At 73.0% G+C, this 24,709-nt stretch carries 16 protein-coding genes; 11 read left to right on the top strand and 5 right to left on the bottom strand.

What is annotated here, in order from left to right; genetic code table 11:
• Window positions 1–3: 3 nt before the first annotated feature.
• Window positions 4–1,260 carry an acyl-CoA dehydrogenase family protein gene (locus AB0G74_RS23335; RefSeq protein WP_361149370.1) on the top strand — a complete coding sequence of 419 codons (1,257 nt, stop codon included), beginning with the start codon at window positions 4–6 and terminating at the stop codon, window positions 1,258–1,260.
• 77 nt (window positions 1,261–1,337) lie between these two features.
• Here AB0G74_RS23335 and AB0G74_RS23330 read toward each other — a convergent pair whose 3' ends face one another.
• From AB0G74_RS23330 to AB0G74_RS23320, 3 genes are read right to left on the bottom strand one after another with little or no spacing between them, the layout of a single operon-like run.
• On the bottom strand, window positions 1,338–2,489 hold the full coding sequence (locus tag AB0G74_RS23330) for a sugar ABC transporter permease (RefSeq protein ID WP_361149367.1): 1,152 nt from the start codon (window positions 2,487–2,489) through the stop codon (window positions 1,338–1,340).
• A 7-nt stretch (window positions 2,490–2,496) separates the two neighbouring features.
• Window positions 2,497–3,309 (bottom strand): thioesterase family protein, encoded by an 813-nt coding sequence (locus AB0G74_RS23325; protein WP_361149365.1) that lies wholly within the window; start codon window positions 3,307–3,309, stop codon window positions 2,497–2,499.
• Window positions 3,306–4,502 (bottom strand): MFS transporter, encoded by a 1,197-nt coding sequence (locus AB0G74_RS23320; protein WP_361149362.1) that lies wholly within the window; start codon window positions 4,500–4,502, stop codon window positions 3,306–3,308. The genes AB0G74_RS23325 and AB0G74_RS23320 overlap by 4 nt, the downstream gene beginning before the upstream one ends.
• A 127-nt stretch (window positions 4,503–4,629) precedes the next feature.
• Between AB0G74_RS23320 and AB0G74_RS23315 the strand changes: the two genes are divergently transcribed.
• From AB0G74_RS23315 to AB0G74_RS23280, 8 genes are all read left to right on the top strand, one after another.
• Window positions 4,630–5,205: a helix-turn-helix domain-containing protein gene (locus AB0G74_RS23315; protein ID WP_358823356.1), complete on the top strand. Its 576-nt coding sequence runs from the start codon at window positions 4,630–4,632 to the stop codon at window positions 5,203–5,205.
• A gap of 205 nt (window positions 5,206–5,410) precedes the next feature.
• Window positions 5,411–7,687, top strand: coding sequence for an MMPL family transporter (locus AB0G74_RS23310; protein WP_361149359.1), 2,277 nt, complete (start codon window positions 5,411–5,413; stop codon window positions 7,685–7,687).
• Window positions 7,688–8,178: 491 nt separating this feature from the next.
• Window positions 8,179–10,686, top strand: a complete 2,508-nt coding sequence (locus AB0G74_RS23305) for a hypothetical protein (protein WP_361149356.1) — start codon at window positions 8,179–8,181, stop codon at window positions 10,684–10,686.
• Window positions 10,687–10,781: 95 nt separating this feature from the next.
• Window positions 10,782–13,421, top strand: a complete 2,640-nt coding sequence (locus AB0G74_RS23300) for an aminotransferase class III-fold pyridoxal phosphate-dependent enzyme (protein ID WP_361149353.1) — start codon at window positions 10,782–10,784, stop codon at window positions 13,419–13,421.
• A 194-nt stretch (window positions 13,422–13,615) separates the two neighbouring features.
• Window positions 13,616–13,879 (top strand): acyl carrier protein, encoded by a 264-nt coding sequence (acpP, locus tag AB0G74_RS23295; RefSeq protein WP_361149350.1) that lies wholly within the window; start codon window positions 13,616–13,618, stop codon window positions 13,877–13,879.
• A complete protein-coding gene (fabF, locus tag AB0G74_RS23290; RefSeq protein ID WP_361149347.1) occupies window positions 13,876–15,120 on the top strand; it encodes a beta-ketoacyl-ACP synthase II in 1,245 nt (414 codons plus the stop codon). The genes acpP and fabF overlap by 4 nt, the downstream gene beginning before the upstream one ends.
• 144 nt (window positions 15,121–15,264) lie before the next feature.
• On the top strand, window positions 15,265–16,557 hold the full coding sequence (locus AB0G74_RS23285) for an NAD(P)/FAD-dependent oxidoreductase (protein WP_361149345.1): 1,293 nt from the start codon (window positions 15,265–15,267) through the stop codon (window positions 16,555–16,557).
• Between the two features lie 318 nt (window positions 16,558–16,875).
• Entirely contained in the window at window positions 16,876–18,030 is a 1,155-nt protein-coding gene (locus AB0G74_RS23280; protein WP_361149343.1) for a YncE family protein, read from the top strand.
• A gap of 43 nt (window positions 18,031–18,073) precedes the next feature.
• Here the strand turns inward: AB0G74_RS23280 and AB0G74_RS23275 are convergent, their stop codons facing one another.
• Complete coding sequence (locus AB0G74_RS23275; RefSeq protein ID WP_361149340.1) at window positions 18,074–18,286, bottom strand: hypothetical protein; 213 nt, start codon at window positions 18,284–18,286, stop codon at window positions 18,074–18,076.
• A gap of 125 nt (window positions 18,287–18,411) precedes the next feature.
• Complete coding sequence (locus AB0G74_RS23270) at window positions 18,412–19,356, bottom strand: NAD-dependent epimerase/dehydratase family protein (protein ID WP_361149337.1); 945 nt, start codon at window positions 19,354–19,356, stop codon at window positions 18,412–18,414.
• A 132-nt stretch (window positions 19,357–19,488) separates the two neighbouring features.
• Here AB0G74_RS23270 and AB0G74_RS23265 point away from each other — a divergent pair, with 132 nt between their 5' ends.
• Together AB0G74_RS23265 and AB0G74_RS23260 are read left to right on the top strand one after the other, a co-directional pair.
• Window positions 19,489–20,349, top strand: a complete 861-nt coding sequence (locus AB0G74_RS23265) for a hypothetical protein (protein ID WP_361149335.1) — start codon at window positions 19,489–19,491, stop codon at window positions 20,347–20,349.
• Complete coding sequence (locus tag AB0G74_RS23260) at window positions 20,346–24,605, top strand: caspase family protein (RefSeq protein WP_361149332.1); 4,260 nt, start codon at window positions 20,346–20,348, stop codon at window positions 24,603–24,605. Before AB0G74_RS23265 ends, AB0G74_RS23260 begins: the two co-directional genes overlap by 4 nt.
• Window positions 24,606–24,709 lie beyond the last annotated feature (104 nt).

The following is a 24,709-nucleotide window of genomic DNA, read 5'->3' as shown; positions in this document are numbered from 1 at the left end:
GCGATGAACACGCAGCTGACTCACTCCGCCGACGACATCGACAACAGAGGCGACGGCACCACCGTGCAGGATCCGTTCGCCCTCCCCGAGCACATCGCGGCCCTCCGCCGTCAGGTCCGGGAGTTCATCCGGAACGAGGTCTTCCCGGCGGAGCCCGTACTGGCCTCCGGCACCCCGGAGGCGCGGGCCCTGCTGCGCGACCTCCAGGGGAAGGCGAAGGCCGAAGGGCTGTGGGCGCTGGCCCATCCCGAGGAGCTGGGCGGCCGGGCTCTCTCCCTGGCCGAGTACGTCCATATCGGTGAGGCCGAGGGCGCGTCCGAGTTCGGCCCCGCCGTCCTGGGCTCCGAACACCTCCTCGACGCCCTGATGCTCCACCGGCACGCCGCGGCACCGGTCCGGGAGCGCTGGCTGCCGGGTCTGGTCGGCGGTGAGGTGATGCCCTGTTACGGGATGTCGGAGCCGGGCCGCTCCGGTTCGGACCCGTCGCTGATGACGACCCGGGCCGAGCCCTGCGAGGGGGGCTGGTCGATCCGGGGCCGCAAGTGGTTCAGCCGGGGCGCGCACGCCGACTTCATCACGGTGATGTGCCGTACGGAGCCGCTGGGCGTGCCGAACGGCCAGGCGTTCACCATGTTCCTGGTGCCCACCGACACCGAGGGCTTCTCGATCGTGCGGGAGCTGTCGGTGCTGGGGACGACCGGGGACCATGTCGAGATGGCGTTCGACCATGTCGTCGTACCGGACGAGTACCGGATCGGCGAGCGCGGCAAGGGCTTCCCGGTCGCGGGCGAGCGGCTCGATCTGGGCCGGACGCTGCGCGCGGTGCAGTGGCTCGGCCAGTCGATGCGGGCCTTCGATCTGATGGGTCACCGGCTGCATGCCCGCAGCGCCTTCGGTGAGCCGCTGGCCGCGAAGCAGCTGATGCAGCAGCATGTCTTCGACTCGTATACGGACATCCAGTCGGCGCGGGCGCAGGTGCTGCGGGCCGCCGCCGCGGTGGACGCGGGCCGGCGGGCGTATGTGGAGGTCGCGGCGGCGAAGGTGCTGGCGTCCCGGGCGCTCTGTCAGGTGCTGGACCGCGCGGTGCAGGTGTTCGGCGCCGAGGGGCTGATCGACGACACCCCGATCAGCCGGATGTACCGGCGGGCGCGGGCGACCCGGATCTACGACGGTCCGGACGAGCTGCACGCCCATACGGTCGCCAAGCGGCTGCTGAAGCCGTTCGCCACCGGTCCCGACACGGTGGTGGAGGTGTTCTGACGGCCGCCGCCGCGACGGCGGGTGGTCCGGCGGGTGCCGGTACGGGTCTCCGTACCGGCACCCGCCGTTTCGGTGGGTCACCCGGTGGGGGCGGGGCGCAGCAGTGCGGCGAGCAGGAAGTAGTCGCCCCAGATCAGTTCGTGGGCGACGGCGGTCCCGGTGGCCATGTCGTAGCAGCCGTCCCGCAGGGCCCCCGCTGGGGGCGCTCCTTCCGCCGGGCCCGGCCGGCCGAGGTGGTCCTCGACCAGCCGGGCGATCAGCCGGTGCGCGGCCCGCCGGTACCGTACGGCGTCGGGTCCGTCGAGGGTGTCGGCGAGGCGGAGCATCGTCTCGGCGGCGATCGCCCCGGCCGAGGTGTCCCTGGGGCCCGTGGGGTCGTCGAAGCTCCACGGCGGTACGGTCCCCCCGGTGCGCTCCAGCCAGACGTCGGTGGTGCGCCGGGCCGCTTCGAGGAAGACGGGGGCGGGTGAGCGCAGGGACCGGGCGGCGGTGGTGAGGGCGGCCATGCCCCAGGCGTGGCCGCGGGGCCAGCCGGGGTGGGCCGGGCCGGCGGGGGCGGGGTCGCCGGGCCGGGCGGTGGCCAGGACCGTGCCGTCGGGGGTGACGCAGTGGGTCAGTACGGCGGTGGCGTGGGCCTCGGCCAGCTTCTCCCAGCCGGGTTCGCCGTGGGTCCGTCCGGCCCGGGCGAGCAGGGAGATCACGGCGGCGGCGGCGTCGACGCCGAGGGTCGTGGTGCCGCGTTCGCCGTGGCCGAGTGCCGAGCCGAGGGGGATGTACTCGCCGCCGGAGCCGTCGGGGCGGCGGGCGGCGGCGAGCGCCGCCGCGCCCTCCCGTACCGTCTCCGCCGTTTCCGCTGCCTCGGCCGGTTCGCCGGGCAGGGTGCCGCGGGCGGCCCCGTACCAGAAGGTCATGCCCCGGGTGTCGGTGTCGTCGGCGGCGCGCTCCCGCAGTCGGCGGGTGGTGGCGGTGGCGCGTGCCCGGTCCGCGGGGTCACCGGTGCGGGCGGCGGTGAGCCGGAGCAGCCCGGCCCAGAAGCCGCCGGTCCAGGAGCCCCGGCGGGTGGTGGTCCAGACGCCGGTGGCGGGGTCGGCGTAGAGGGGGAACCGCTCGCCGACCTCGTCGGCGGTCCGGCGGACGCGTTCGATCATCCGGTCGGCGGCGGCCCGGCCGTCGTATCCTGCGCCGGATCCGCCGTCGGTCATCGCGTGGTGATGGTTCTCGTGGGTCACCGGCGGCTCACTCCTTGGTGATGAGCAGGGTCTGCGCGGCGGTGCCGAACTCCCCCGCGGTGTCGATGAGTACGGCCTCGGCGACGCCCCGGCCGATGACGCCGGGCCGGGTCCGGGCCCGTAGCGCGATCCACTCGCCCACCGGCGGCCTGATCAGGTGGACCGTCAGATCGAGGTTGGTCCAGCGGTAGAGGTCGGGCGGGAGGATCGCGCCGATGCCGTGGGTGAGGTCGGCGAGGGCGATCGCGGCCTGTTCGGGCGCGCCCGGTTCCCCTGCGACGGTGGTACGGAGCCGGGCCCAGGCGGTGGCGCCGAGCGGGTTGTCCGGGTCGTCGACCAGGACGGTCTCGGTGGCGTCGCGGTTGAACGAGGGATGGTCGGAGGGGTCGGCGACGGCCCAGCCGCCGTCGCGGGGCGGGGCGGCGGGCTCACCGGGCAGCCCCGGGGGCAGATCGGTGGCGGCCCGGCGGACGCCGAGTACCCCGGCGGTGGCGACGGGGGTGCCGTCGGCGGTGATCGTGACGTCGACGGCGGCGAAGCTCCGGCCGCTGCGGACCGGGCGGACATCGATCCGCAGGGGGGCCGCGGGAACGGGGCCGAGGAAGTCGACGCAGATCCGGGCCAGGGGCCGTTCGGGGCCCAGTTCGGCGGCGGCGGCGTGGGCGGCGAGCGCCGCGACGGCGCCGCCGTGCAGCCGTTCGGCGTGCCAGGGGCCGATGGCGAGGCCGGTGGGTTCGTAGCCGCCGTCGACCGGCCGGAAGAGTGTGCCCGCCGGGCGTAAGGGGGTCTCGGTTCCTTCGAGCCGGGTCGGGCCGCTCATCCGCGCACCGTCCGGCGTACCTGGAAGCCGCAGACGACGGAGGTGAGGAAGGCGACGCCGACCATGGCCCAGCCCGCGGGGTAGCCGCCGGAGCCGTCGGCGAGCAGTCCGAAGGTGAGCGGGCCGACCACGAAGCCGCCGAAGAAACCCATGGACACCAGGGCGGAGGCATGGCCGGTGGCGCCGAAGGCGGGGCTGCGGACGACGGCGACCATGGAGACGGCGTTGGCGGCGACGGCCGAGCCGCCGAGGCCGATGGCTCCGGCCCAGACGAGGGCGGTGGCCGATTCGGCGAGCGGGATCAGGACCACGAAGGCGACTGCGACGGCCGCCAGGGTCACCAGGGCGACGGAGATATCGGCGAGCCGGCCGCTGTAGCGGGTCCAGAGCACCCGGGCCACGATGCCCGCGGCGCCGAGCGCGGCGACCAGGGCACCGGCCGTCCGGGCGCCGAGGCCCAACTCCTCGTGGGCGTAGAGCGGCAGATAGGTGTTGAGGGCTGCGAGTCCGGTACCCACGCCGAGGGAGTAGACGATCAGCCAGCGGGCGGCCGCGTTGGGGGCCTCAGGAAGGAGGCTCCCGGCGGGCCGCTCGCCCTGGGGACGGTCGGCGGGCAGTCGGGCGGCGACCACGGCGGCGGCCAGGGCGACCGGGACGACCAGGGCGAGGGCGGTACGCCACCCGAGGGCAGAGGCCAGGGAAGGTATCAGCAGACCTGCGGCGAAGGCGCCGAACTGGACGCCGGACTGCTTGACTCCTATCGCGGCGGGTCTGCGCGGCGGCGGCAGATGCGTGGCGATCAGCCGGTTGGTGGACGGGTTGGCGAATGCCTGCGCCACTCCGGCGAGGACCAGCGCGACCAGCAGCCACCCGTAGCTGCCGCCCGCCGCGAGGGCGGTGAAGGCGATCGCGACGGTGACCAGCATGGCCACCAGGGTCCGCTGGCCGCCGAGCAGATCGGTGACGTGCCCGGCGTAGAGGGAGAGGAGTGAGGCGGTGCCGAAGGCGAGCGCGGTCAGGGTGCCCAACTGGGACCGCGAGATATCGAGTTCCGTCAGCAGTGACGGTCCGAGGGCACCGAGGGCGAAGAGGACGAACATCGCCAGCCCCATGCCGGTGGTGAGCAGGGGGACCAATCCTTTGGGCACCCTTTCGACCCGCTCACCCGTCTGTATATCAGGCTCTGCGACCATACCTGCCTCCCCACGGAACAACCTTGTGTAGTATTACTCTAGATCTTAGCTCTAATGAACGGATGGTGCAGTCGTGACAGCCAAGCCCGGGACGAGACGGCGCCAAGCGGAGGAAACCCGGAACCGGGTGCTCGACGCAGCACTCCGCCTCTTCAAGGACAACGGCTACGGCAGCACCACGATCGAGTCGATCGCCCGCGAGGCCGGGGTCGCCGTCCAGACCATCTACTTCAAGTTCGGCAACAAGCAGACGATCCTCAAAGAGCTGGTCGACATCCGGGTGGCCGGTGACGACGAGCCCATCCCCACCCTGGAACGCTCCTGGGTGAAGCAGGCCATGTCGGCGGGCGACCCCTCCACCCAGCTGCGCCACCAGGTCGCCGCCGCCCGTGAGATCTACGAGCGGGTGGGCGAACTGCTGGAGGTGCTGCGTACCGCCGCCGCCTCGCATCCGGACGTCGCCCCGCTGTGGGAGCGGAACAAGGAGCAGCGGCTGGAGGTGCAGACCGTACTGATGAAGGCGCTGGCCGAGAAGGAGCAGCTCCCCACGGACCTCACCTTCGACCGGGCCGTGGACATCAGTTACGGCCTGCTGGGGCCCGAGATCTACCACCTTCTGGTGACGGAGCGGGGCTGGACCACGCAGCAGTGGGCCGACTGGGTGCACGCGGCGCTCACCCGCGATCTCATCCGGGTCGACTGACCGGCCCTCCTCCGCACGACGACTCACAACTGACATCTCCTCGGTGCCCGGCGCTCCCCGTGCCGGGCACAGCCCTCTGGGTGCGGCGGCTCCACGATCGCCGCGCCGTGATCAACCACTGCCCGGCGACGGTCCGGGCCAGTCCCCGAAAGCGGCGGTTCGTGGCTATCACCGCGCCCGCCCCGAGATCTCTGGGGGAGAGCCCATGGCTCTTTCTGCACAGCCCCGCCCCGGCAAGGACGGCGGGAGAACACCGGTGAACGACGGCATCGACCCCTTAACCCGGCAGGGCTGGCTGGCCAGGACGGCCCGGCTGCTGGTCCGGCGGAAGGTCCCCGTCTTCCTGATCGTCGGAATCCTCACGGTGGCCGCCGGGCTGCTCGGCGCGGGTGTCGCACCACACCTCGCCAGCGGCGGCTATACCCCCGAGACCTCCGAATCGGCCCGGGCGGAACATCTGCTCAGCGACCGCTTCAAGGCCGGTTCGCCCAATATGATCCTGGTCGCCGAGGCCGAAGGACCGGTCGAGGAGGCCGCCGCCGCCCGCGCCGGGGCCGAGCTGACCGAGCGGATCCGCAAGGAGTCCGGGGTCGTCTTCGCCCACTCGTACTGGACCACCAAGGATCCGGCGCTCCGCTCCAAGGACGGCCGTACGGCGCTGATCCTGATCAAACTCGGCGGTACCGAGGACGAGTTCACCCAGAAGTCCTACGAACTCCAGCCGGACGTCACCGGCGAGCAGGGGCCGCTGAAGGTCACCGCGACCGGGCTCGCCCCGATCAACGACCAGATCGAACGGCAGAGCGCCGAGGATCTGACCCGGGCCGAACTCCTGGCGGCGCCGCTCACCCTGCTGATACTGCTGGCCGCCTTCGGCTCCCTGGTGGCCGCGTCGCTCCCGATGGTCGTCGGCATCGTCTCCGTGGTGGGCACGCTCGCGGTACTGCGGGTGATGGCCGAGATGACCGATGTGTCGATCTTCGCGATGAACGTCAGTACGGCGCTCGGTTTCGGACTGGCCGTCGACTACAGCCTCTTCATCGTCACCCGCTACCGGGAGGAGCTGGACCGGGGCCGGGAGGTCACCGAGGCGATCGTGGAGAGTCTGCGCACCGCGGGCCGGACCGTGCTGTTCTCCGCGCTCACCGTGGCGATCTCCCTCGCCGCCCTGATGGTCTTCCCGGTCTACTTCCTCCAGTCGCTGGCGTATGCCGGTATCGCCGTGGTGGTGCTGGCGGCGCTGGCGTCACTGCTGATCCTGCCGGCCCTGCTGGCGCTGATCGGGCGGCGGATCGACCGGCTCGACATCTTCGCGCCGCTGCGCCGCCGGATGCCCGGCGCCAAGAAGGAGGGCGCGGGCGTCTGGCACTGGCTCTCCGTCAAGGTGATGCGCCGTCCGGTCCTGATCGGCGGTGCGGTGGTCGTGATCCTGGTGCTCTTCGCCCTGCCGTTCGGGCATGCCAGATTCGGTATGACGGACGACCGGATCCTGCCCAAGGGCGCCAGCGCCCAGGTGGCCGCGGACACCGTACGGGACGAGTTCGACCGGGCCGCCACGGCCCCGGTGACCGTGGTCCTGCCGTCGCTCGACCCCGCCGCGGAGAAGCAGGCGCTGACGCGGTACGTCGAGGGGATCTCCCGGATCGAGAAGACCCAGCGGGTGGACAGCGTCCTGGGCTCCTGGAGCGGCGGGCGTCAGATCGCGCCACCGGGACCGGCGTCGGCCGCGTACGCCGACGGGAAGGGCACCTGGATCTCCGTGGTCGCCGATGTCGACTCCAACTCCGCCGCGGGCGAGAAGCACGTCAAGGCCGTCCGGGACGTCGAGGCCCCGGCGAAGCGGCTGGCGGGCGGCGACGCCGCCACCCTGGTGGACACCAAGAGCGCGCTGATCGACCGGATCCCCTGGGCGGCGGGGATCATCGCCCTCAGCATGTTCGTCCTGCTCTTCCTCTTCTCGGGCAGTGTCGTCGTGCCGATCAAGGCGCTGGTCTTCAATCTGCTCAGCCTCACGGCGTCCTTCGGCGCGATGGTCTACGTCTTCCAGGACGGCAACCTCAAGTGGCTGGTGGGCGACTTCGTGCATACCGGGCAACTGGAAGTCACCGTGCCGCTGCTGATGTTCTGTATCGCCTTCGGGCTCTCCATGGACTACAGCGTCTTCCTGCTTTCCAGAATCCGCGAGGAGTACCTGGTGACGGGTGACAACACCCGGGCCGTCGCCTTCGGGATGGACCACACGGGGCGGCTCATCACCGCCGCCGCGCTCATCGTGGCCACCGTCCTGGCGGCGCTGGCGACCTCCGGGCTGAGTCTGCTGAAGCTGCTCGGCGCCGGGCTGGCGCTGGCCGTCCTGGTGGACGCGACGCTCGTCCGGGGCATCCTCGTCCCGGCGTTCATGAAACTCATGGGCCGGGCGAACTGGTGGGCACCGGGACCGCTGCGGAAGTTCCATGACAAGGCCGGCCTCCGGGACGGTTGATTTTCGGTCTCGTTCCCGAGCGGTTGCCCCGTTCCGTGGTTGGCGGGGCAGCCGTTCGGGTAGAGGGTCTAACTTGACTGGAGCGGTCCGCTAGAGTAGAAATACAACGAGTTCTCGCCGGGGGGCGAGGACGAAGGTCTCAAAGGTTGCTCACCTTGAAGGCACAACGCGCCACGACCGAACGGGGGATCGTCGGGATGGAGCACGTCCTACCAGGTACGGACCCCTGCTCGGGGGTTGCCGGGAAACCGTCGCCACGGTCCGGCTCACGCGGCTGAGAATCCGCCGCCCGGGCCCCTGGAACAGCTTCGGGGCGCCGACTCCCTAACTCGTCCAGTTTTTTCCATTCCTTTGGCAAATCTTTGTGCGGAAATCCTTCCGGACGATCCACTTTCCCCAATCCCTTGTCACCGCTGTACGAATGCGACTCTCCCAGCGGTCGCATATGCACTTCGTAGCATCTGTGTGCGGAGGTTCAGAGCGTGGGTGCCATGCATTCCGACGATGTGTCCGGCTGTCCCGGACCCCGACTTCTCATCTTCTCCATAGGTAAACGCGACACCTTCCACCAGGCGGTGCGACAGGCGCTCGCGGATCTCACCGACGACTCCGACCGGCACTTCGACAGCACCCACGGCGGACCGACCGCGCCACCGGCACCGGCCGGTCCCGCGGACCCCGGCGGGACCGACGCCTACCGGGCCATCCTCGGCAAGGCCCGCCGCTTCCTCTCGGCGGCGCTGCCCACCGCCGGACTCCATCTGATCACCGCCGACACCCCCGCCGACGCGGCCCGCGCCGCCGGGACCATCACCGACACCGGAGCGGACGCCGGTGTGGGACCGCTGGTCCTGGTCGACGCGGGCGGCGCCGGGCTGAGTACCGCCCCCTTCGAGGAGTCCGTCGGCACGGCCCTCGACGAACTCGCCGCCGAACTGAGCGGCGGCCCCGGCGACCGGCTCCCGGCCCGGCATACCGTGGTCTACGCGGAGGACGGCTCCGACGACGGTCTGCTGGTGGCCCGCCCGTACCACTTACGGCAGATCCCCGACGACCCCTGGGCCCATACCGCCGATGTGGTCTGCCAGCTCGCCGACCACATCCAGCGCTGTCTGGCCGGTGCCGCCGCCCGCGCGGCCCGGACCGCGCCCGCCGCCCTGGCCCACGCCCTGCACGCCTTCCTCACCGCGTGCTCCGGCAACTCCTGGGGGCTGCACTACTACACGGGCTCGGTGGTCTCCGGCACCATCCGCGATCTCGACGGGCTCGCCGAGGCCGCGGGCAACCCCGTACTGCGCGGCCCGAGCGAGCACAGTCTCGCCTGCGGCGCCCTCGCCCGCTGGCAGCTCGACGGGGCGCCCTTCCTGACCGTCGTCACCAGCGGCATGGTCGACGAGTTCCGCGGCACCCTGGCCAATCTCCGGGACGCCCGGGCCCGCGGCTTCATCGTCTGCGCGGACTCCCCCGCCACCGCCTGGTTCCCGTTCCAGGGCACCGTCCACGGCGCGGAGGACTCCCGGGCGGTGCTGGCCGCCCGCGGCGTACCCCATGTCTATCTCGACGCGCCCGAACGGCTCGACGCCGGTCTCGCCGAGGCGTTCGCCGCCTACCACGAGGACCGGGGCCCGGTGGTCCTGCTGGTCACCCCCTCCGTACTGGAGGCCCCGGCCGACGAGACCACCGCCGAGCGCGCGGCCGCCGCCGCGACACCCCCGGCCCGGCCGACCGTCACCGTCGTCCGCGAGGACGAACTCGCCCCCGTCGTCGACGAGATCAACCGGGGCCCCGACCGGCTGCTGTGGCAGTGCGGCAGCCTCGGCCCCCAGGAGTCCGGGCTGGTCCACGAGATCGCCCGGAGGGCCGGGATCGCCCTGGCGGACTCCCTGACCAGGCCCGGCTCCGTGGCCCGCTACCGGGACGGCGCCGTCGTCCCCGAATACCTCGGCACGCTCGGGGTGTACGGCTTCTCCGCCCGGGTCCACGACTACCTCCACGACAACGGACGGCTGCGCGCCCGGGACCAGCAGTCCCTGCTCTTCCTCAAGAGCCGGATCGCCGAGGCGGCCACGCCCTTCTCGCCCCGGGTGCTGAAGCGGTCCCTGCGGATCGCCCAGGTCACCCGGGAGCCGGAGCACATCGCGCCCTACGCGGATCTGCCGGTACGCGCCGACGCCCTGGACTTCCTCACCGCGGTACGGGAACGGCTGGACGTCGACCCGGGCGTACTCGAACGGCGGGCCTCGGCCCTCACCGAGGCCCGGGAGAGCGCCTCCGACGCCCTGCACGAACTCCCCGTACTGCCGATGAGCGCCAACTACTTCTTCGCCCGGCTCGGCGGGGTGCTGGAGCGGCTGATCACCGAGGAGTCGTACACCTACACCGGCGTCTACGACGTCGGCCGGGGCGGGCTCTCCGCGGTCCGCAACCTCCCGAGGACCGGCCCCGGTTTCTCCGGCTGGTACGGGCGGGCGCTGATGGGCGACGCCCTCCAGGCGATCCCGGCGATCGCCCTGACCCGGGACGACAACGTTCTCGCCTTCATCGGCGACGGCGCTTCGGCGCTGGTACCGGACATCGTGCCCACCCTGGTCCAGCAGGTCTGCCTCTACGGGCGGCCCCTGCGCGGCAATGTCACCGTCTTCCGGCTGATCGACGGCGGCCACTCCGTGATCCGGACCTACCACGAGGGGCGTACCGACGCGGCCATGAGCCGGCAGACCCAGGTACTCCATCTGCTGGAGCCCGAGTGGACCCGGTCGTTCAGCGGGCTGACCGTACGCCACCGGCATCTGCCCGACGTGGCCGGAACCGACCTCGGCGACTGGCTCACCCGGCGGGAGACCGTCACCATCTGCTCGGTGCCCATCGCCCACAACAACGAGGGTGACGGTCTCAGTCTGCTCTCCGCGCACGGCTGGCAGCGCGACGAGCTGTCCGACCTCAGTCTCACCGTCATCCGGGCGACGGCCAGGTCCGCCTACCCGGCGAACGGCGCGTAACCCGCACCCGTCCCGCCCCGCCCGTCCCGATTCCGTACTCCCTCGTGCCCACCGCCGTGCCCGCGGTGTGCCCGGCCCCTTACGGAGGCACTGCTTTGTCCCCCGACTCACCCGACCCGGCCGTACGCGCCCCGGGCGGCGACCCCGTCACGTCCTTCGGCTTCCTGGCCCATCCCATCAGTACCGGCCACCGCAACCAGGTCCGCGGCATGGACCTGCTGAACCGGCTGGTCGACGACCACCGCGACGCCCCGGCGCCCCCGGAGCGGAACCGGTACAGCGTCCCCTTCCCGCTGTTCCGGTCGGTGACGTCGCCGACCGGGGCGCGCTGCGCGGGCCGGGTGCGGTATCTCCCGTACACCGCCGAGCAGTTGCTGACCCGGCCGACGACGGCCCGCCGGATGGTCGCCGACGAGGTGGAGAAGCTCCGGGCCGAAGGCGCGGTACTCGCCGGGCTCGGCGGGGCGACCTCCATCGTCGGCGACCGCGGGCTGTGGACGGCCCAGCAGGTCGGCATCCCGGTGACCAGCGGCAACTCCCTCACCGTCTACGCGGCGCACGAAGAGGTCCGGCATGTCGTCCGGCTGCTCGGGCTGCCGGTCGAGGACACCCGGATCGCCGTCGTCGGCTACCCCGGCTCCATCGGGCTCGCGGTGGCGAAACTGCTGCTGGCCGACGGGTTCGAGCTGGACCTGGTGTGCCGTCAGGGGAACCGGTCGCCCGAGTCGCTGCTCCGCCATCTCGATCCGGCGGACCACGGCCGGGTCCGGCTGGTGGACGACGTGGCGCTCTGCTCGGAGCGGACCCGGGTCTTCGTCTGCGCCTCGTCCGTCGGCGGTCTGGTGGCCCCGGAGAAGCTGCGGCCCGGCACGATCGTGGTCGATGTGGCGCTGCCCCGGGACGTCGCCGAGGCGCCCCGCGACGACCAGGACGTGGTGGTCGTCGACGGCGGTCTGGTCAGCGCCGTGCCCGAGGTCCTGGTGGGCGACGGCAGTCTGCCCAGCCCCACCCGGCAGCTCAACGGCTGTCTCGCCGAGACCGTCGTGCTGGCGCTGGAGGGCCGGGCGGAGTCGTTCTCCCTCGGCCGCGAGCTGGATCTGGACCGGGTGCGGACCATCGGCGCGCTGGCCGCCAAGCACGGCTTCGTACCGGTGCCGCTGGCCTCCTTCGGCCGTCCGCTCGCGGACGACGAGATCCTCCGGCTCGCCCCCTACTTCCGGCCTCCGGCCGCCCGCCGGGGCACCGGTAGCGACGGAACAGCGCGGGCCACGGGCGCCCCGGGCACGGCCGCCGCGGGGGCGGCCGGGTCCGGCGACGACACCGCCCCGGCGACCGTACGCCGGTTCCGCAACCGGGTGAACCCGCCGATGGCGCGGCTGTTCGCGGCCCACGGCCTGGACCGGGTCTTCACCCGGGGCTCCGGTACCCGGCTCACCACCGCCGACGGGGTGGAGTACCTGGACTTCGTCGGCGGCTACGGCTGTCTCAATCTGGGCCACAACCATCCCCGGGTCACCGAGGCCCTGCGCGGCTTCCTCGACACCGGTACGCCCACCTTCGTCCAGTACGTCTCGATGCCGACGAAGTCCGCCGAGCTGGCGGAGCGGCTGAGCGATCTGGCGCCGGGCCGGCTGGACCGGGTGTTCTTCAGCAACTCCGGTACGGAGGCGGTGGAGGCGGCGCTCAAGGTGGCCCGCGCCGGTACCGGCCGGACCCGGCTGGTCCACGCCGACAACAGCTACCACGGCAAGACCCTCGGCGCGCTCTCGGTCACCGGCCGGGCGAGCCACCGGGAGCCGTTCGGGGCCCTGCTGCCCGACACGGTCGCCGTGCCCTACGGCGATCTGGACGCGCTGCGGGACGCGATCGAGGGCGCGGCGGCGTTCATCGTGGAGCCGGTCCAGGGCGAGGGCGGGGTGATCCTGCCGCCGGACGGCTATCTCAAGGCGGCCCGTGAGCTGTGCCGCCGGGCCGGTGCCGCGTTCGTCCTGGACGAGATCCAGACCGGACTCGGCCGGACCGGGGCCCTGTTCGCCGCCGAGCACGACGGGCTCGACCCGGACGTGCTGTGTATCGCGAAGTCCCTCTCGGGCGGTCTGGTACCGATCGCGGCCACCCTGAGCAGCGCCGAACTGTGGGACGCGGCGTACGGCAGCACCAACCGGGCCATGCTGCACTCCTCCACCTTCGGCGGCGGCAACTTCGCCGCCGCGGCGGGACTGGCCACCCTCGACGTACTGATCGAGGAGGATCTGCCGCGGCACGCCCGCGAGGTCGGGGAGCAACTGCGCGAGGGGCTGCGGAAGGCGTGCGAGCCGTACGGCTTCGTCAAGGACGTCCGGGGTATCGGCCTGATGTCCGCGATCGAGTTCGACGGCGACTTCTCGGGTGCGGTCCGGACCATGACGGACGAGCTGCTCACCCGCTTCCCCGGTGATCTGCACGCGCTCGCCGACACCCTGCCGGACGAGCTGCGTTCGGCGCTCTCCAGGACGGGCCGCGCGCTGGAGTCCACCATGGGCGATCTGATGTGTCTGCGGTTCGTCAGCGGACTCGCCCGGGACCACCGGATCCTGACGTTCGTCACCGCGAACCAGAACCGGGTGCTGCGGATCCAGCCCCCGCTGATCCTGGACAGCGCCGAGGCGAATCGATTCGTCGAGGCGGTCGGCGCGGTCTGCCAGAGCCTCGCCCTCCACGGCGATCTCCGCGCCTGGCAACCGTCGGCGACCTGAACGTCCCGACGCCCCGTCTCCCGGCGGGCCGCCGACACCGCCCGCCGGGGCCGTACGAGGCCGCCGACCGTGTCTCGTACGGCATCCGCACCACCCGTTCCGACCGCGCGGCGCACGGCATCACGCCGGTCGCGCGGAGCACCGCCCGGACCGATCCGACGACATCGCAACGACCTACGGGAGAGCACGCAATCATGAGCACCGCCGGCGCCGAAGAGCAGATCATCGCGTTCATGGTCGACCGCCTCGGCCTCCAGCCCGAGGAGATCACCCGTACCGCCCGGTTCAAGGAGGACCTGGAACTCGACTCCCTGGACATGGTGGAGATGGTGACCATCATGGAGGAGCAGCTCGGTATCACCATGGACGACTCGATGGCCGGGTCCCTGACGACGCTGGGGGCCGTGGTCGACTTCATCGAGAGCCGTCAGCGGCTCGCCGACGGGACCGCGGCGTGAGCGCCCGCCGAGTCGTGGTCACCGGGCTCGGCCCGGTGACCCCCGTCGGGGTCGGGGCGAAGGACTTCCATGTGGGGCAGTTGGACGGCCGCAGCGGCGTCCGGGCCATCACCCGGTTCGACGCCTCGGATCTCCCGGTCCGGATCGGCGGCGAGGTCGAACTGCCCGAACACCTGGCGCTGACCCGGCGGGAGCGGGCGGCGACCGACCGCTGCACCCAGCTGGGCGCTGCGGCGGCGGCGCTGGCGATCGAGGACAGCGGTCTCGATCTGGCGGCGGAGGACCCGGCGCGGATCGGGGTCTCGATCGGGACCGGCTGCGGCGGGGCGTCCAGTATCGAGGACAGTTCCCGGGCCTTTCTCGACCGGGGGCTCTCGGCCGTTCCGGCCAGGTTCGTCCCGATGTCGATGGCGAACAGCACCGCCGCGTGGGTGGCCATCCACCACGGTCTCACCGGGCCCTGCACCACCTCGGTCACGGCCTGTGCCAGTGGCGCCGAGTCCCTGGTGGCGGCCCATCAGATGATCATGGCGGGGGAGGCCGATGTGGTCCTCGCGGGCGGTGCGGAGGCGCCGCTCACCCCGATGATCGTGGCCAGCTTCGCCCGGATGAAGGCGCTGTCGACCCGGAACGACGAACCGGAGCGGGCCAGCCGTCCGTTCAGCGCCGACCGGGACGGCTTCGTCCTCAGTGAGGGCGCCGCCGTCCTGGTCCTGGAGGACGCGGAGCACGCCGCCGCCCGGGGGGCGACGCCGCTGGCCGAGTTCCGGGGGTACGGCCGGTCCTGCGACGCCCATCACATCGTGGCGCCCAACCCGGACGGTACGTCGGCGGCACGGGCGCTGACGGCGGCGCTCCGTTCGTCCGGGCTGACCCCGGACGAGGTGTCGTACATCAACGCGCACGGCACCGGGACCCCGTTCAACGACGCGTCGGAGGCCCGTGCGCTGCATCTGGCGCTGGGTGAGGCGGCGGCCCGGATCCCGGTCTCGGCGACCAAGTCGATGACGGGGCACTCCCTGGGCGCGGCGGGCGCGATCGAGGCCGTGGCGTCGATCCAGGCCCTGGGCCAGGGCACGCTGCCGCCGACCGCCAATCTGGAGAGCCTCGATCCGGCGGTCGGTCTCGATGTCATCGGGTCCGAGCCCCGGGAGTCGGAGAGCACGGCGGTGCTGTCGAACTCCTTCGCGTTCGGCGGGCACAACGTCGTACTCGCCTTCGCCCGCCCCGGCCGGGACTGACCCCACCCCGGCGGATCCCGCTCCGGACCGCGTACGGCACCCGCACCCCCGTCCCCCGCTCTCCCCACCGGTCGCCCCGCCCCGGGCCGACCCCCGGCACCACCCGCCCAGTCAGTCGATCAGTCAGTCAGTCACGAGGAGATCATGACCAGCGCGTACGACACCATCGTCGTCGGGGCCGGCCTCGCCGGTGTCACGGCCGCACGGGAACTCCGGGCGCAGGGGCGCAGAACGCTGCTGCTGGAGGCCAGGGACCGGATCGGCGGACGGATCCGGACCGAGGAGTTCGCCGGACTGCCGGTCGAGCTGGGTGGCGCGTGGATCCACTGGAACCAGCCGCACGTCTGGGCGGAGCTGACCCGCTACGGCCTGGCGGTGACGGGCGACGAGGAGCCCGAGGAGGTGCTGATCCCCACCGAGGAGGAGCCCCTCGCCCTGCCCGCCGACGATGTCATGACGCGGGTCACGGATCTGCTGAACCGGGTGTTCCGCGGTACGGACCGCTACTTTCCCCGGCCCTACGACCCCCTGTTCCGCGCCGACGCGCTCACCGAGTTCGACCGCTGCTCGCTCGCCGACTGGCTGGACCGGCTGGAGCTGACGGAGGACGAGCGGACCATGGTGGCGAGCGCGCTCTCCACCGAACTGGGCGGCTCCAGCACCCGGGGTGCGGTCTCCATGCTGGCCCAGTGGTGGGCCCTGGGCGATCTGGCCACCCACGGCTACTACTCCCTGGTCAGTCTGCGGCCCGAGGCGGGCATGGGGGCGCTGCTCGACGCCGTACTCGCCGACGCCCGGACCGAACTCCGGCTCGACACCCCGGTGGCCGCGATCGACGACGACGGGCGCCGGGTGACGGTGACGACCCGGGCGGGCGAGCGGTTCACCGCGGACAGCGCCGTGGTCGCGGTGCCGGTCAACGTCTGGCCCGACATCGTCTTCACCCCCGGGCTGCCCGGGGCGCACACCGCCACGGCCGAGGCGGGTGTCGGGGTGCCCGACAGCGTCAAGCTCTGGCTGCGTCTGGCCACCGACCGGGGCCCGTTCCTGGCCCAGGGCGCGGCGGGCGCCCCGATCTCCACCCTGATGCCGCACGCCCTGGTGGACGACGGTCAGATCATGGTCGGCTTCAGTGTCGATCCGGGGCTGGACATCAGCGACCACGCGGCGGTCGAGAAGGCGGTCCGGGTGCTGGTCCCGGAGGCCGAACTGATCGAGTACCGGGCCCATGACTGGGGCCGGGACCCGTTCGCCAAGGGCGGCTGGGGCAATCGCCGTCCGGGCGCGCTGACGACGGCCCACCGGGAGCTGCGGCGTCCCCACGGCAGGCTGGTCTTCGCCGGAGGCGATCTCGCCGACGGCTGGGCGGGCTGTATCGACGGCGCGGTCGAGTCCGGTCTGAAGGCGGCCCGTGCGGTGGCCGGTCTCGACCGTTAGGGCCTGCCCGGCGGGAGGGTCCCGGTCCGGTGTTCGGGCTCGTTCACCCGGGACGAGGGCGCCGGACGCCCGGTCCGCCGTCGTCCGCATCGGCCGATCGGACGACACGGTGGTGGTCCCCCCGGGGCGAGGATGGTGACCGGAGCGGGGACCGCCGGGCGCCGGGCGCGGTGACAGGGTGGAGAGACGCCGGGCCAGGGGCTCGTACCCCGCCCTCGTCACCACCGGGAGCCGCCAGATGACCGCCGAGAGCACCACGCCGACCGTCCGTCCCCGGGCGGCCGACCCTCGCCCCCGGGTGTCCCGGGCGGGTGCCCGATGAGCGCCCGGGGCCGCCGCCGTACGACCGTCGCCGCCGTCGCGGTACTCGCCGGGGCGGCCCTGGCGGGCTGCGGCGCCGCGGACCCGGCCGGAGACACCGGTACGAGTACGGGTACGCCGGAGGCCGCGGCCCCGGCCGAGCCGCCCGTCTCCTCGGCCCCGCCCCCGCCCGAGGGGACCGCCACCCCGGACGGGACGCTGCTGGTCGCCGATTTCGGTGCCGACACCGTGACCTTCCTCGACCCCGGGCGCGGCCCCTTCGCCTCGGTCCGGGTCGGTACGGCCCCGTACGGTCTCGCGGTCGGCGCGGACGGCCGGGCCTGGGTGGCCACCGCCGAGGGCGTCGCGGTCGTGGACACCGCCGCGCGGAAGAGCCTCGGCCGGATCCCGTACCGTACGGCGACCGGTCCGGTGACCGACGGCGAGTACCGGGGCGGCGGAATGGGCATCGCCCTGGCGCCCGACGGGAAGCGGGTCTACGTCGGGGTCAATGTGCCCGGCGGACCGGGGACCGTGGAGGTGATCGACACCGCGACCCGCGCGGTGGTGGAGACCGTGCCGGTCGGCCGCCGCCCGTTCGACGTGGACGTCTCACGCGACGGTACGGAGGTGTACGCCACCAACCACGACTCCTTCGACGTCACCGCGATCGACGCCCGGACCCTGGACACCCGCCGCTTCGAGGTCGCCCCGTACGGCACCGAGGGCGGCCTGGGCTCCTGGCTGAAGCCGCACTACGCGGTGGTCCGGGCGGACGGTCGGCTGCTGCTCCCGTTCGAGGGCGAGCGGCTGGCCGTACTCGACCCCCGGACGGGCCGGGTCACGGTCGAGCGGATGACGGCCGACACCCATCAGCACGGTGCCGCGCTCACCCCCGACGGCACGCTGCTGGCCGTCGGCACGGGTCCGATCGGCGCGGCGGACGGCGCGGCGTCGCTGACGATCCGGACCAAGGACGGCCGGGAGCGGATCGTGCCGCTGGACGGCCCGCACGAGGACGTCGCCGTCTCGGCCGACGGCCGGACGGCCTATGTGACCGGCGGATTCACCCGCGACGGCTACTGGGACGGGATCACGGTCGTCGAGCTGGCGTCGGGCGGGACGCGCAGGCTGGCCGGGGGCGAACGGCCCCTGGGGATCGCGGTGCTGTGACGACCGTACGACGGCGCCCACGGCCCCGGTGGCCCCGGACGGTTCAGCGGTCCGGTCCCTCCACCACCCGCCGGGCCGCGACGCTCTCCGCCGCGGGCGGTGAGAGTTCGTCGAGGGTGTCGAGTTCGTCCCCGGCCAGCTCGGTCTCCCAGGCCGCGGCGAGCCGCTCCTGTTCCTCGTCCGGCCGCCGGGCGATCTCCTCCCGGTGGCCGGGGTCCAGGGCGGCGAGGAAGCGTGTGACGGTCTCCGACGGCATCCGGTACTCCTTCGGTCGGGGCGCGCGCCGGTCCCGGCGGGCGCCCGGCGGACAACAGCAGCCGACCATCCGGCGCCCCGGGCCGCGCCCCCGCCGGTCCGAACGGGTGAGGGTCCCGATGCCGGTCAGCGGCCCCCGGGCGCCGTTCTGGCGCGCCACCATGCGACGGCCGCCGCGGCCTGTTCCTCGACGGGGGTGGGCCGGGCGGTGAAGTGGGACTCGTAGGCGGAGGAGTCCAGCACGAAGGGGCGGTCGAACTGGTAGCGGATCTCCTTGAGTTCGCGGAGCGCCGGGGAGAAGAGCGACGCGGCGGCGAGCAGCGGCGCGGGGAGGCGGCGGACCGGGACGGTGGGCGTGCCGGCCGCCGAGGAGAGCAGGGCGACCATCTCGCGGACCGAGCGGGCGGGGGCCGTCGGGGCATGCCAGGCGCGGCCCCAGGCGCGTTCGTCACCGGCGGCTTCGACGAGGGCGGCGGCGGTATCGGGGACGTAGGTCCAGCTGTGCGGGGCGTCCGGGTCGCCGAGGGCCGAGACCGGTTTGCCGCGCAGCAGCGGCGGGAGGACGCGGGCGGCGAGATGGCCCCCGTCGGTCACCCCGGGGCCGAAGAAGTCGGAGGCACGGACCTCGACGGCCCGGATCCGGCCCTGTTCGTGCAGTTCGCGGGCGCGTTCCCAGATCCCGGCCCGGACCCGGCCCTTGGTGCCGGTCGCCGCGAGCGGCAGTTCCTCCGTCAGGGGCCCGTCGACCGGTCCGTATCCGTAGAGGTTGCCCAGCAGGACCAGCACGGCGCCGGTCTCCTCGGCGGCGGCGTACAGCGACGCGGCCAACCGCGGCCAGTCGGTGGCCCAGCGGTGGTAGGGCGGCGCGGCGCAGCTGTGGAGTGCGGTGGCGCCCCGGGCGGCCTCGGCGAGCCGCTTGCCGTCGGTCGCGTCGAGGGCGATGTGCTCGATACCGGGTTCCGGGGGACGGCCCGACCGGGTGACGACCCGTACGGTGTGTCCCCGCCCGGCCAGCAGCCGCGCGGTGGCGGCTCCGGCGGGCCCGTACCCGATGACGATCTGAAGGCTCACGCCCGCACAGTAGTCCGGTCCGGCCGGGGCGGTGAGCGGGGGTCACCGGGCATACGAGATCGGGGAGTTCGGCCCTCGTACCGACGGTCCGATCATAAGGTGGTGACACCGCCGTTCGGGGGAAGGGGCGCGATGGCGCGGATCGTCTGTGTGCACGGTGTCGGCAAGCAGCAGCTCGGCGAGGAGCAGTTGCTGAAGGAGTGGCTGCCCGCCCTGCGGGACGGTCTCACCAGGGCCGGGGAGCCCGGGGCCGTGAACGGCGGTGAGGTGGCGATGGCGTACTACGGTGACGTCTTCCTGCCGCCGGGCCGTACGCTCTCTGCCGCCGATCCGTATCTGACGGCCGCCGATGTCGGCGACGGCTGGGAGGCGGAGCTGCTGATGGCCTGGTGGGCCGCGGCGGCCGAGGCCGAACCGCAGGTCATGGCGCCGGGTACGGCCGGGACCATGGGCGGGGTCCCGGTCCGGGTGCAGACGGCGCTGCTGGCCCTCTCGCAGTCCCGGTTCTTCGCCGGGCTCGCCGAACGGGCCCTGGTCCTCGATCTGCGGCAGGTACGGCGCTATCTGATGGAGGCGGAGGTACGGGACGCGGTGACGGACCGGGTGAAGCGGGCCGTCGGCCCCGATACCCGGGTCGTGGTGGCGCATTCGCTGGGTACGGTGGCGGCGTACGAGGCGCTCTGCGCCCTGCCGGGGCACGGGGTGCGGGCCCTGGTCACCCTGGGGTCGCCGCTGGGGATCCGCCATCTCGTCTTCGACCGGCTCGTGCCGTCGCCCGCCGACGGGGTGGGGACCTGGCCGGGCGGGGCCGGGCTGGCGTGGACGAATGTGGCCGACGCCCGGGACGTGGTGGCCCTGGCGAAGGATCTACGGCCCCGGTTCGGCGACGGGGTCGTCTGCCATCTGGTGCCGAACGGGTCGCACGCGCATGACGCCACCCACTATCTGGGCAAGGCGGAGACGGGCCGGGCGATCGCGGCCGCGCTGCGGTGAGTGCTCGCGAGGGGTACGGGGGTACGGCGCCCCGGCGCTTCCTCATCGCGACGGCGGTGGCGAACTACCGGCGGTCCCCGGCGGGGAATCTGCCGGGGCTCGCCGACGCCCGCCGGAAGATCGTGGACCTGTTCACCCGGCGGCTCGGCTATGTCCACGTATCGGATCTGGGTCTCGACCCGGACCGGGACACCCTGCTCGAACAGCTCGACCGGTTCGCGACCGATCCCGACCGGCGGCCCGACGACCTCGTCGCGGTCTATCTCGCCGGTCACGGTCAGCTGATCGGAGCCACCCCGCGCCGCCATGTCTTCTTCCCCGCGGACGCCGACCTCGACAAGCCCAAACTGGCCCTGCCCACCGCGCAGATCGCGGCCGCCCTGATCGACGACACCAAGATCACCCAGTTGTTGTTGATGCTCGACACCTGTCATGCCGGGCAGGGCGGCGGCGACGCGGTGGCGGCCTCTCTGGAGAGTCTGCGCCGGGACATCGACGGCGACCCGGCGGGGATCGCCGTCGTCTCCGCCGCCCAGCCCGCGCAGCAGGCCCTCGAAGGGGCGTTCCCCGATCTCCTGACGGCCGCCGTGGAGAGCGTGTCGCTCGCGGGCGAGCGGCCCCCGACGATCGACCTCGGCGCTCTCGTCACCCATATGAACGCCGATCCCGCCAGGCCGCCGACGCAGCGGGTCGAGTGGGACGCCGCCCGGCTCACCGGGACGGTGCCGGACTTCTTTCCCAACCCCCGGCACCGGGCCGGGCCGCGCGGGGTGGATCTGGCCATCCAGCACGCCGTGGAGTGGGGCGCGGAGGACCGCCGCCGCGATGTCGAGTTCAACCGGCGGATGCTGGTCCGGGCCATGGCCCACTTCGGCGACGACGAGCGGTGGCGGTTCGCCGGACGGCGGCGGGCCGTCGCCGAGATCATGGAGTGGCTCGCCGGGCCCGCGATCGAGCAGGCCGACCCCGAGCGGCCCGCCCTCGTGGTGACCGCCGGACCCGGCTCGGGGAAGACCGCCCTCCTCGGGCTGATCGCGGCTCTGTGCCATCCCGAACACCGGCTCACGGTCCCGCTGAACACCCTGGGCCTCACCCCCGTGTCCGTGCCGCGGGCGGGGGCGATCGACCTCACCCTGTACGCCCAGTCGCTCACCGACGACGAGGTGCTGCGGGGCCTGGCCGCCGCCGCGCGAACCACGGCGGCGACCCCGGGCGAACTGCTGGACGCCCTGGCGGGCCGGGACCGGCCGTTCACCGTACTGATCGACGCCCTGGACGAGGCGGCCACGCCCGACACGCTCCTGACCCGGCTGATCCGGCCCCTGCTGGAGCACGGCCGGGGCAGGCTCCGCTTTCTCCTCGGCACCCGGCCCCATCTGCTACGTCATCTGCCGGCCGAGGTTACCGCGATCGATCTGGACGGCTCGGAGCACCGCGATCCGCGGGCACTGAGGGAGTACGCGCTGTCCGGACTGCTGGACTCGAATCCGGCGAGCCCGTACCGGGACTGCCCGATGCCGCTCAACGCCCGGGTCGCCGACGCCGTCGCGGCGGCGGCCGAGCCGTCGTTCCTGGTCGCCCGGATCGTGGCCGGTACGCTCGCCGCCGCGCCGGAGCCCGCCGACCCGGACGACCCCGTATGGCGGGCCGGGCTGCCAGGCACCGCCGACGCGGCGATGGCCCGCGACCTCGACCGCCGTCTCGGCCCCGACGCGGCCCGGGCCCGGGACCTGCTGCGGCCGCTGGCCTGTGCCGAGGGTCAGGGCCTGCCCTGGGAGGACATCTGGGCACCCCTCGCGTCGGCCCTGGCGGGCCGCCGGTACACCGATGCCGATCTGCTGTGGCTGCGGCGGAACGCGGGGGCCTATGTGGTGGAGGCGACGGAGGACGGCCGCTCGGTGTACCGGCTGTACCACATGGCCCTCGCCGAGCATCTCCGCCGCGACCAGGACGAGGACGCGGTACGGGACGCCTTCGCGGACGCCCTCACGGCCACGGTGCCGTACGGGCCGGGCGGCGTACGGGACTGGGCCCGGGCCCATCCGTACGTACTGCGCCACCTCTCGACGCACACGGCGGACACGGCGGACACGGGCCGGATCGACGCCCTGCTGGAGGATGCCGGCTTCCTGTCGGCCGCCGCGCCCGAGCAGTTGCTCCGGGCCCTGCGCCGTACGACGACGGAGCGCGGCCGGACCCTCGCCTCGATCTACCGCACATCGGCCGCCCGGCACGCGCCGCTGTCCGTAGCGGACCGACGGCTGATCCTCGCGGTGGACGCGCTGCGCCACCAGGAGACGGTCCTGGCGGAGCGGTTAGCCGGGGATCACCCCTGGCGGCTGCGGTGGACGACGGCCGCGCAGATCAGCCCGGCGCTGCGGGCGGTACTCGCGGGTCATCAGGGCGGAACCCGCGATATCGCCTGTATCGAGATCGACGGGGTGCCGGTCGCTGTCTCCGGCGGTATGGACGGCACGGTACGAGTCTGGGATCTGACGACCTATGAGGAGCGATGCGCCTACGCGGTGGGGGCGGCCGTGAACTCCGTGGACTGCGCCCTGGTCGACGGGCGGCCGCTAGCCGCGACCGCGTCCTTGGAAGGAATGATCCGGGTCTGGGACCTGCGATCGGGCGAGGCGCTGGCGACCTTCGAGGAAAGGAACGCCCGGACGGTCGACTTCAGCATCGCGGACGGCTGGACGGCCCTGGTCATCGGCGACGGCGATCGTCTCCGGGTCCGGGAGTGGCCCTCGGGGCGGGTGCGCCACGAGATGCGGCCTCAGATTCCCGGGGTCGACGCCGTCGTCTGTACCGTGGTGAACGGTGCGCCCGTAGTCGTGGCGCACACCGAGTACGTGGGGGTCTGGGACCCCCGTACCGGAATCGAGTTCGCGGGCTTCGCGGCGGACTATCTGTCGCGGTCCCTGACGACCGCCGAGGTGGCCGGTGTGCCCGTGGCCGTGGGCTATGACGGCGACCGGCTCCAGCTCTGGGATCTGACCGGACGCGGGCGGAACCGGGAGGTCGCGACGGGGGACCGGCAGATCCCTCTCACGGCCCTCGCCGCCGGGAGCCGACTCGGCTCGACCCTGGCGATCTGCGGGGAGAACGAGGGACCGGTATCGCTGTGGGACCTCACCGGCGATACCGGCCCCCGCAGGCTCTCCGGGCACACCCGCGCGGTCCGCTGTGCCGTGTTCACCGAGGTGGCCGGTGAGCCCGTCGTGGTGACCGGTGGGGCGGATACCGAGATCCGGGTCTGGGATCCACGCCGGGCCGCGCCGGACGAGGAGCGGTCCGGACACGCCTGCGCCGTCGAGTCGGTCGCGCTCGTGGTTCACGACGGCAGAGCGCTGGTCGCCACGGGGGCCGACGACGGCCTCCTGGTACGGGATCTCTCGACGGGTGAACCGGTGGCCCGATTCGACGCCGGGTCACCCAGCCATGGCACCCTGCGGTGTTCGGTGGTCGACGGGCGTCTGATCGGTATCGGCGCGGAGCACTACTTCGGCCCCCTCCGTGTCCACGATCCGCTCAGCGGGGCGTCGCTGGGCGTCCTCCCCACCGACGGGGATCGGCAGATCGGTTACACCTGTGTCGCCGTCCGGGGACGGCTCGCGGTGATCGCCCGGCACGGGCTCTCCCTGATCGCACGCGATCTGGAGACGGGTTCGACGACAGCGCTCCGGAGGGACTGGCCACTGCACGGCTGCGACCCCGTCGGGGTACGGATCAACGACCGGTCCGCCGTCGTCCTGGCCGCCCCCTTCGTTCCCGGGCGCCGCCCCGATCACCTCGAACTCGTGAAAGGCATCTCCCTCCGACAGGTCACCGTCTGGTACCCCGACACCGGTGAGGAGCGGATCTGCGCGGGCGACCCCTTCGACCGGGTACGCGCCCTGGCCGTCACCGAGACCGCCCAGGGGTCCTTCGCCGCCTGTGCCACCCGAACGGGGCAGATCCGCGTCTGGGACCTCGCCTCCGCCGGACTCCGTGCCGACTGCGCGGTGTCCGCCGCGTGGACGGGCGGCGCCCTGGCCTGCCGGGTCACCCCGGAGGCCGTGGTCGTGGCGACGGGCGGGGAGAACCGCGTCGTACGCCTCCTGGACGCGACGACCGGCGCCGAGCTGGGGCACTGGCCGGTCCCCCATCCCGTCGGCGCGCTGGCGTTCGGGCCCGACGGGGAGATCGTGGTGGCGACCGGCCACGAAGTCCTCGTACTCGACGTCAACTCACCTTCCCGACACATTAATTGATCGTTGCATCTGTTCTCCCACCGGCGGGTTCAGTAGGTTCGGCGGTGATCAACAGGTCTATACCTGCGGGTCGTTGTGCTTGCTCGGTACCACCGTTGACCACA

This window comes from Streptomyces sp. NPDC020875, from assembly GCF_040641415.1.
Classification (GTDB): domain Bacteria; phylum Actinomycetota; class Actinomycetes; order Streptomycetales; family Streptomycetaceae; genus Streptomyces.
Note: the sequence above shows the minus strand (reverse complement) of the source record. Positions and strands in the feature narration are given on the sequence as shown.

Bases quoted from the DNA above. Each gene is read 5' to 3' on its own strand.
- AB0G74_RS23335 (WP_361149370.1), top strand. From the start codon at position 4: ATGAACACGCAGCTGACTCACTCCGCCGACGACATCGACAACAGAGGC.
- AB0G74_RS23325 (WP_361149365.1), bottom strand. From the start codon at position 3,309: ATGAGCGGCCCGACCCGGCTCGAAGGAACCGAGACCCCCTTACGCCCG.
- AB0G74_RS23320 (WP_361149362.1), bottom strand. From the start codon at position 4,502: ATGGTCGCAGAGCCTGATATACAGACGGGTGAGCGGGTCGAAAGGGTG.
- AB0G74_RS23310 (WP_361149359.1), top strand. From the start codon at position 5,411: ATGGCTCTTTCTGCACAGCCCCGCCCCGGCAAGGACGGCGGGAGAACA.
- AB0G74_RS23305 (WP_361149356.1), top strand. From the start codon at position 8,179: ATGCATTCCGACGATGTGTCCGGCTGTCCCGGACCCCGACTTCTCATC.
- acpP (WP_361149350.1), top strand. From the start codon at position 13,616: ATGAGCACCGCCGGCGCCGAAGAGCAGATCATCGCGTTCATGGTCGAC.
- AB0G74_RS23285 (WP_361149345.1), top strand. From the start codon at position 15,265: ATGACCAGCGCGTACGACACCATCGTCGTCGGGGCCGGCCTCGCCGGT.
- AB0G74_RS23280 (WP_361149343.1), top strand. From the start codon at position 16,876: ATGAGCGCCCGGGGCCGCCGCCGTACGACCGTCGCCGCCGTCGCGGTA.
- AB0G74_RS23275 (WP_361149340.1), bottom strand. From the start codon at position 18,286: ATGCCGTCGGAGACCGTCACACGCTTCCTCGCCGCCCTGGACCCCGGC.
- AB0G74_RS23265 (WP_361149335.1), top strand. From the start codon at position 19,489: ATGGCGCGGATCGTCTGTGTGCACGGTGTCGGCAAGCAGCAGCTCGGC.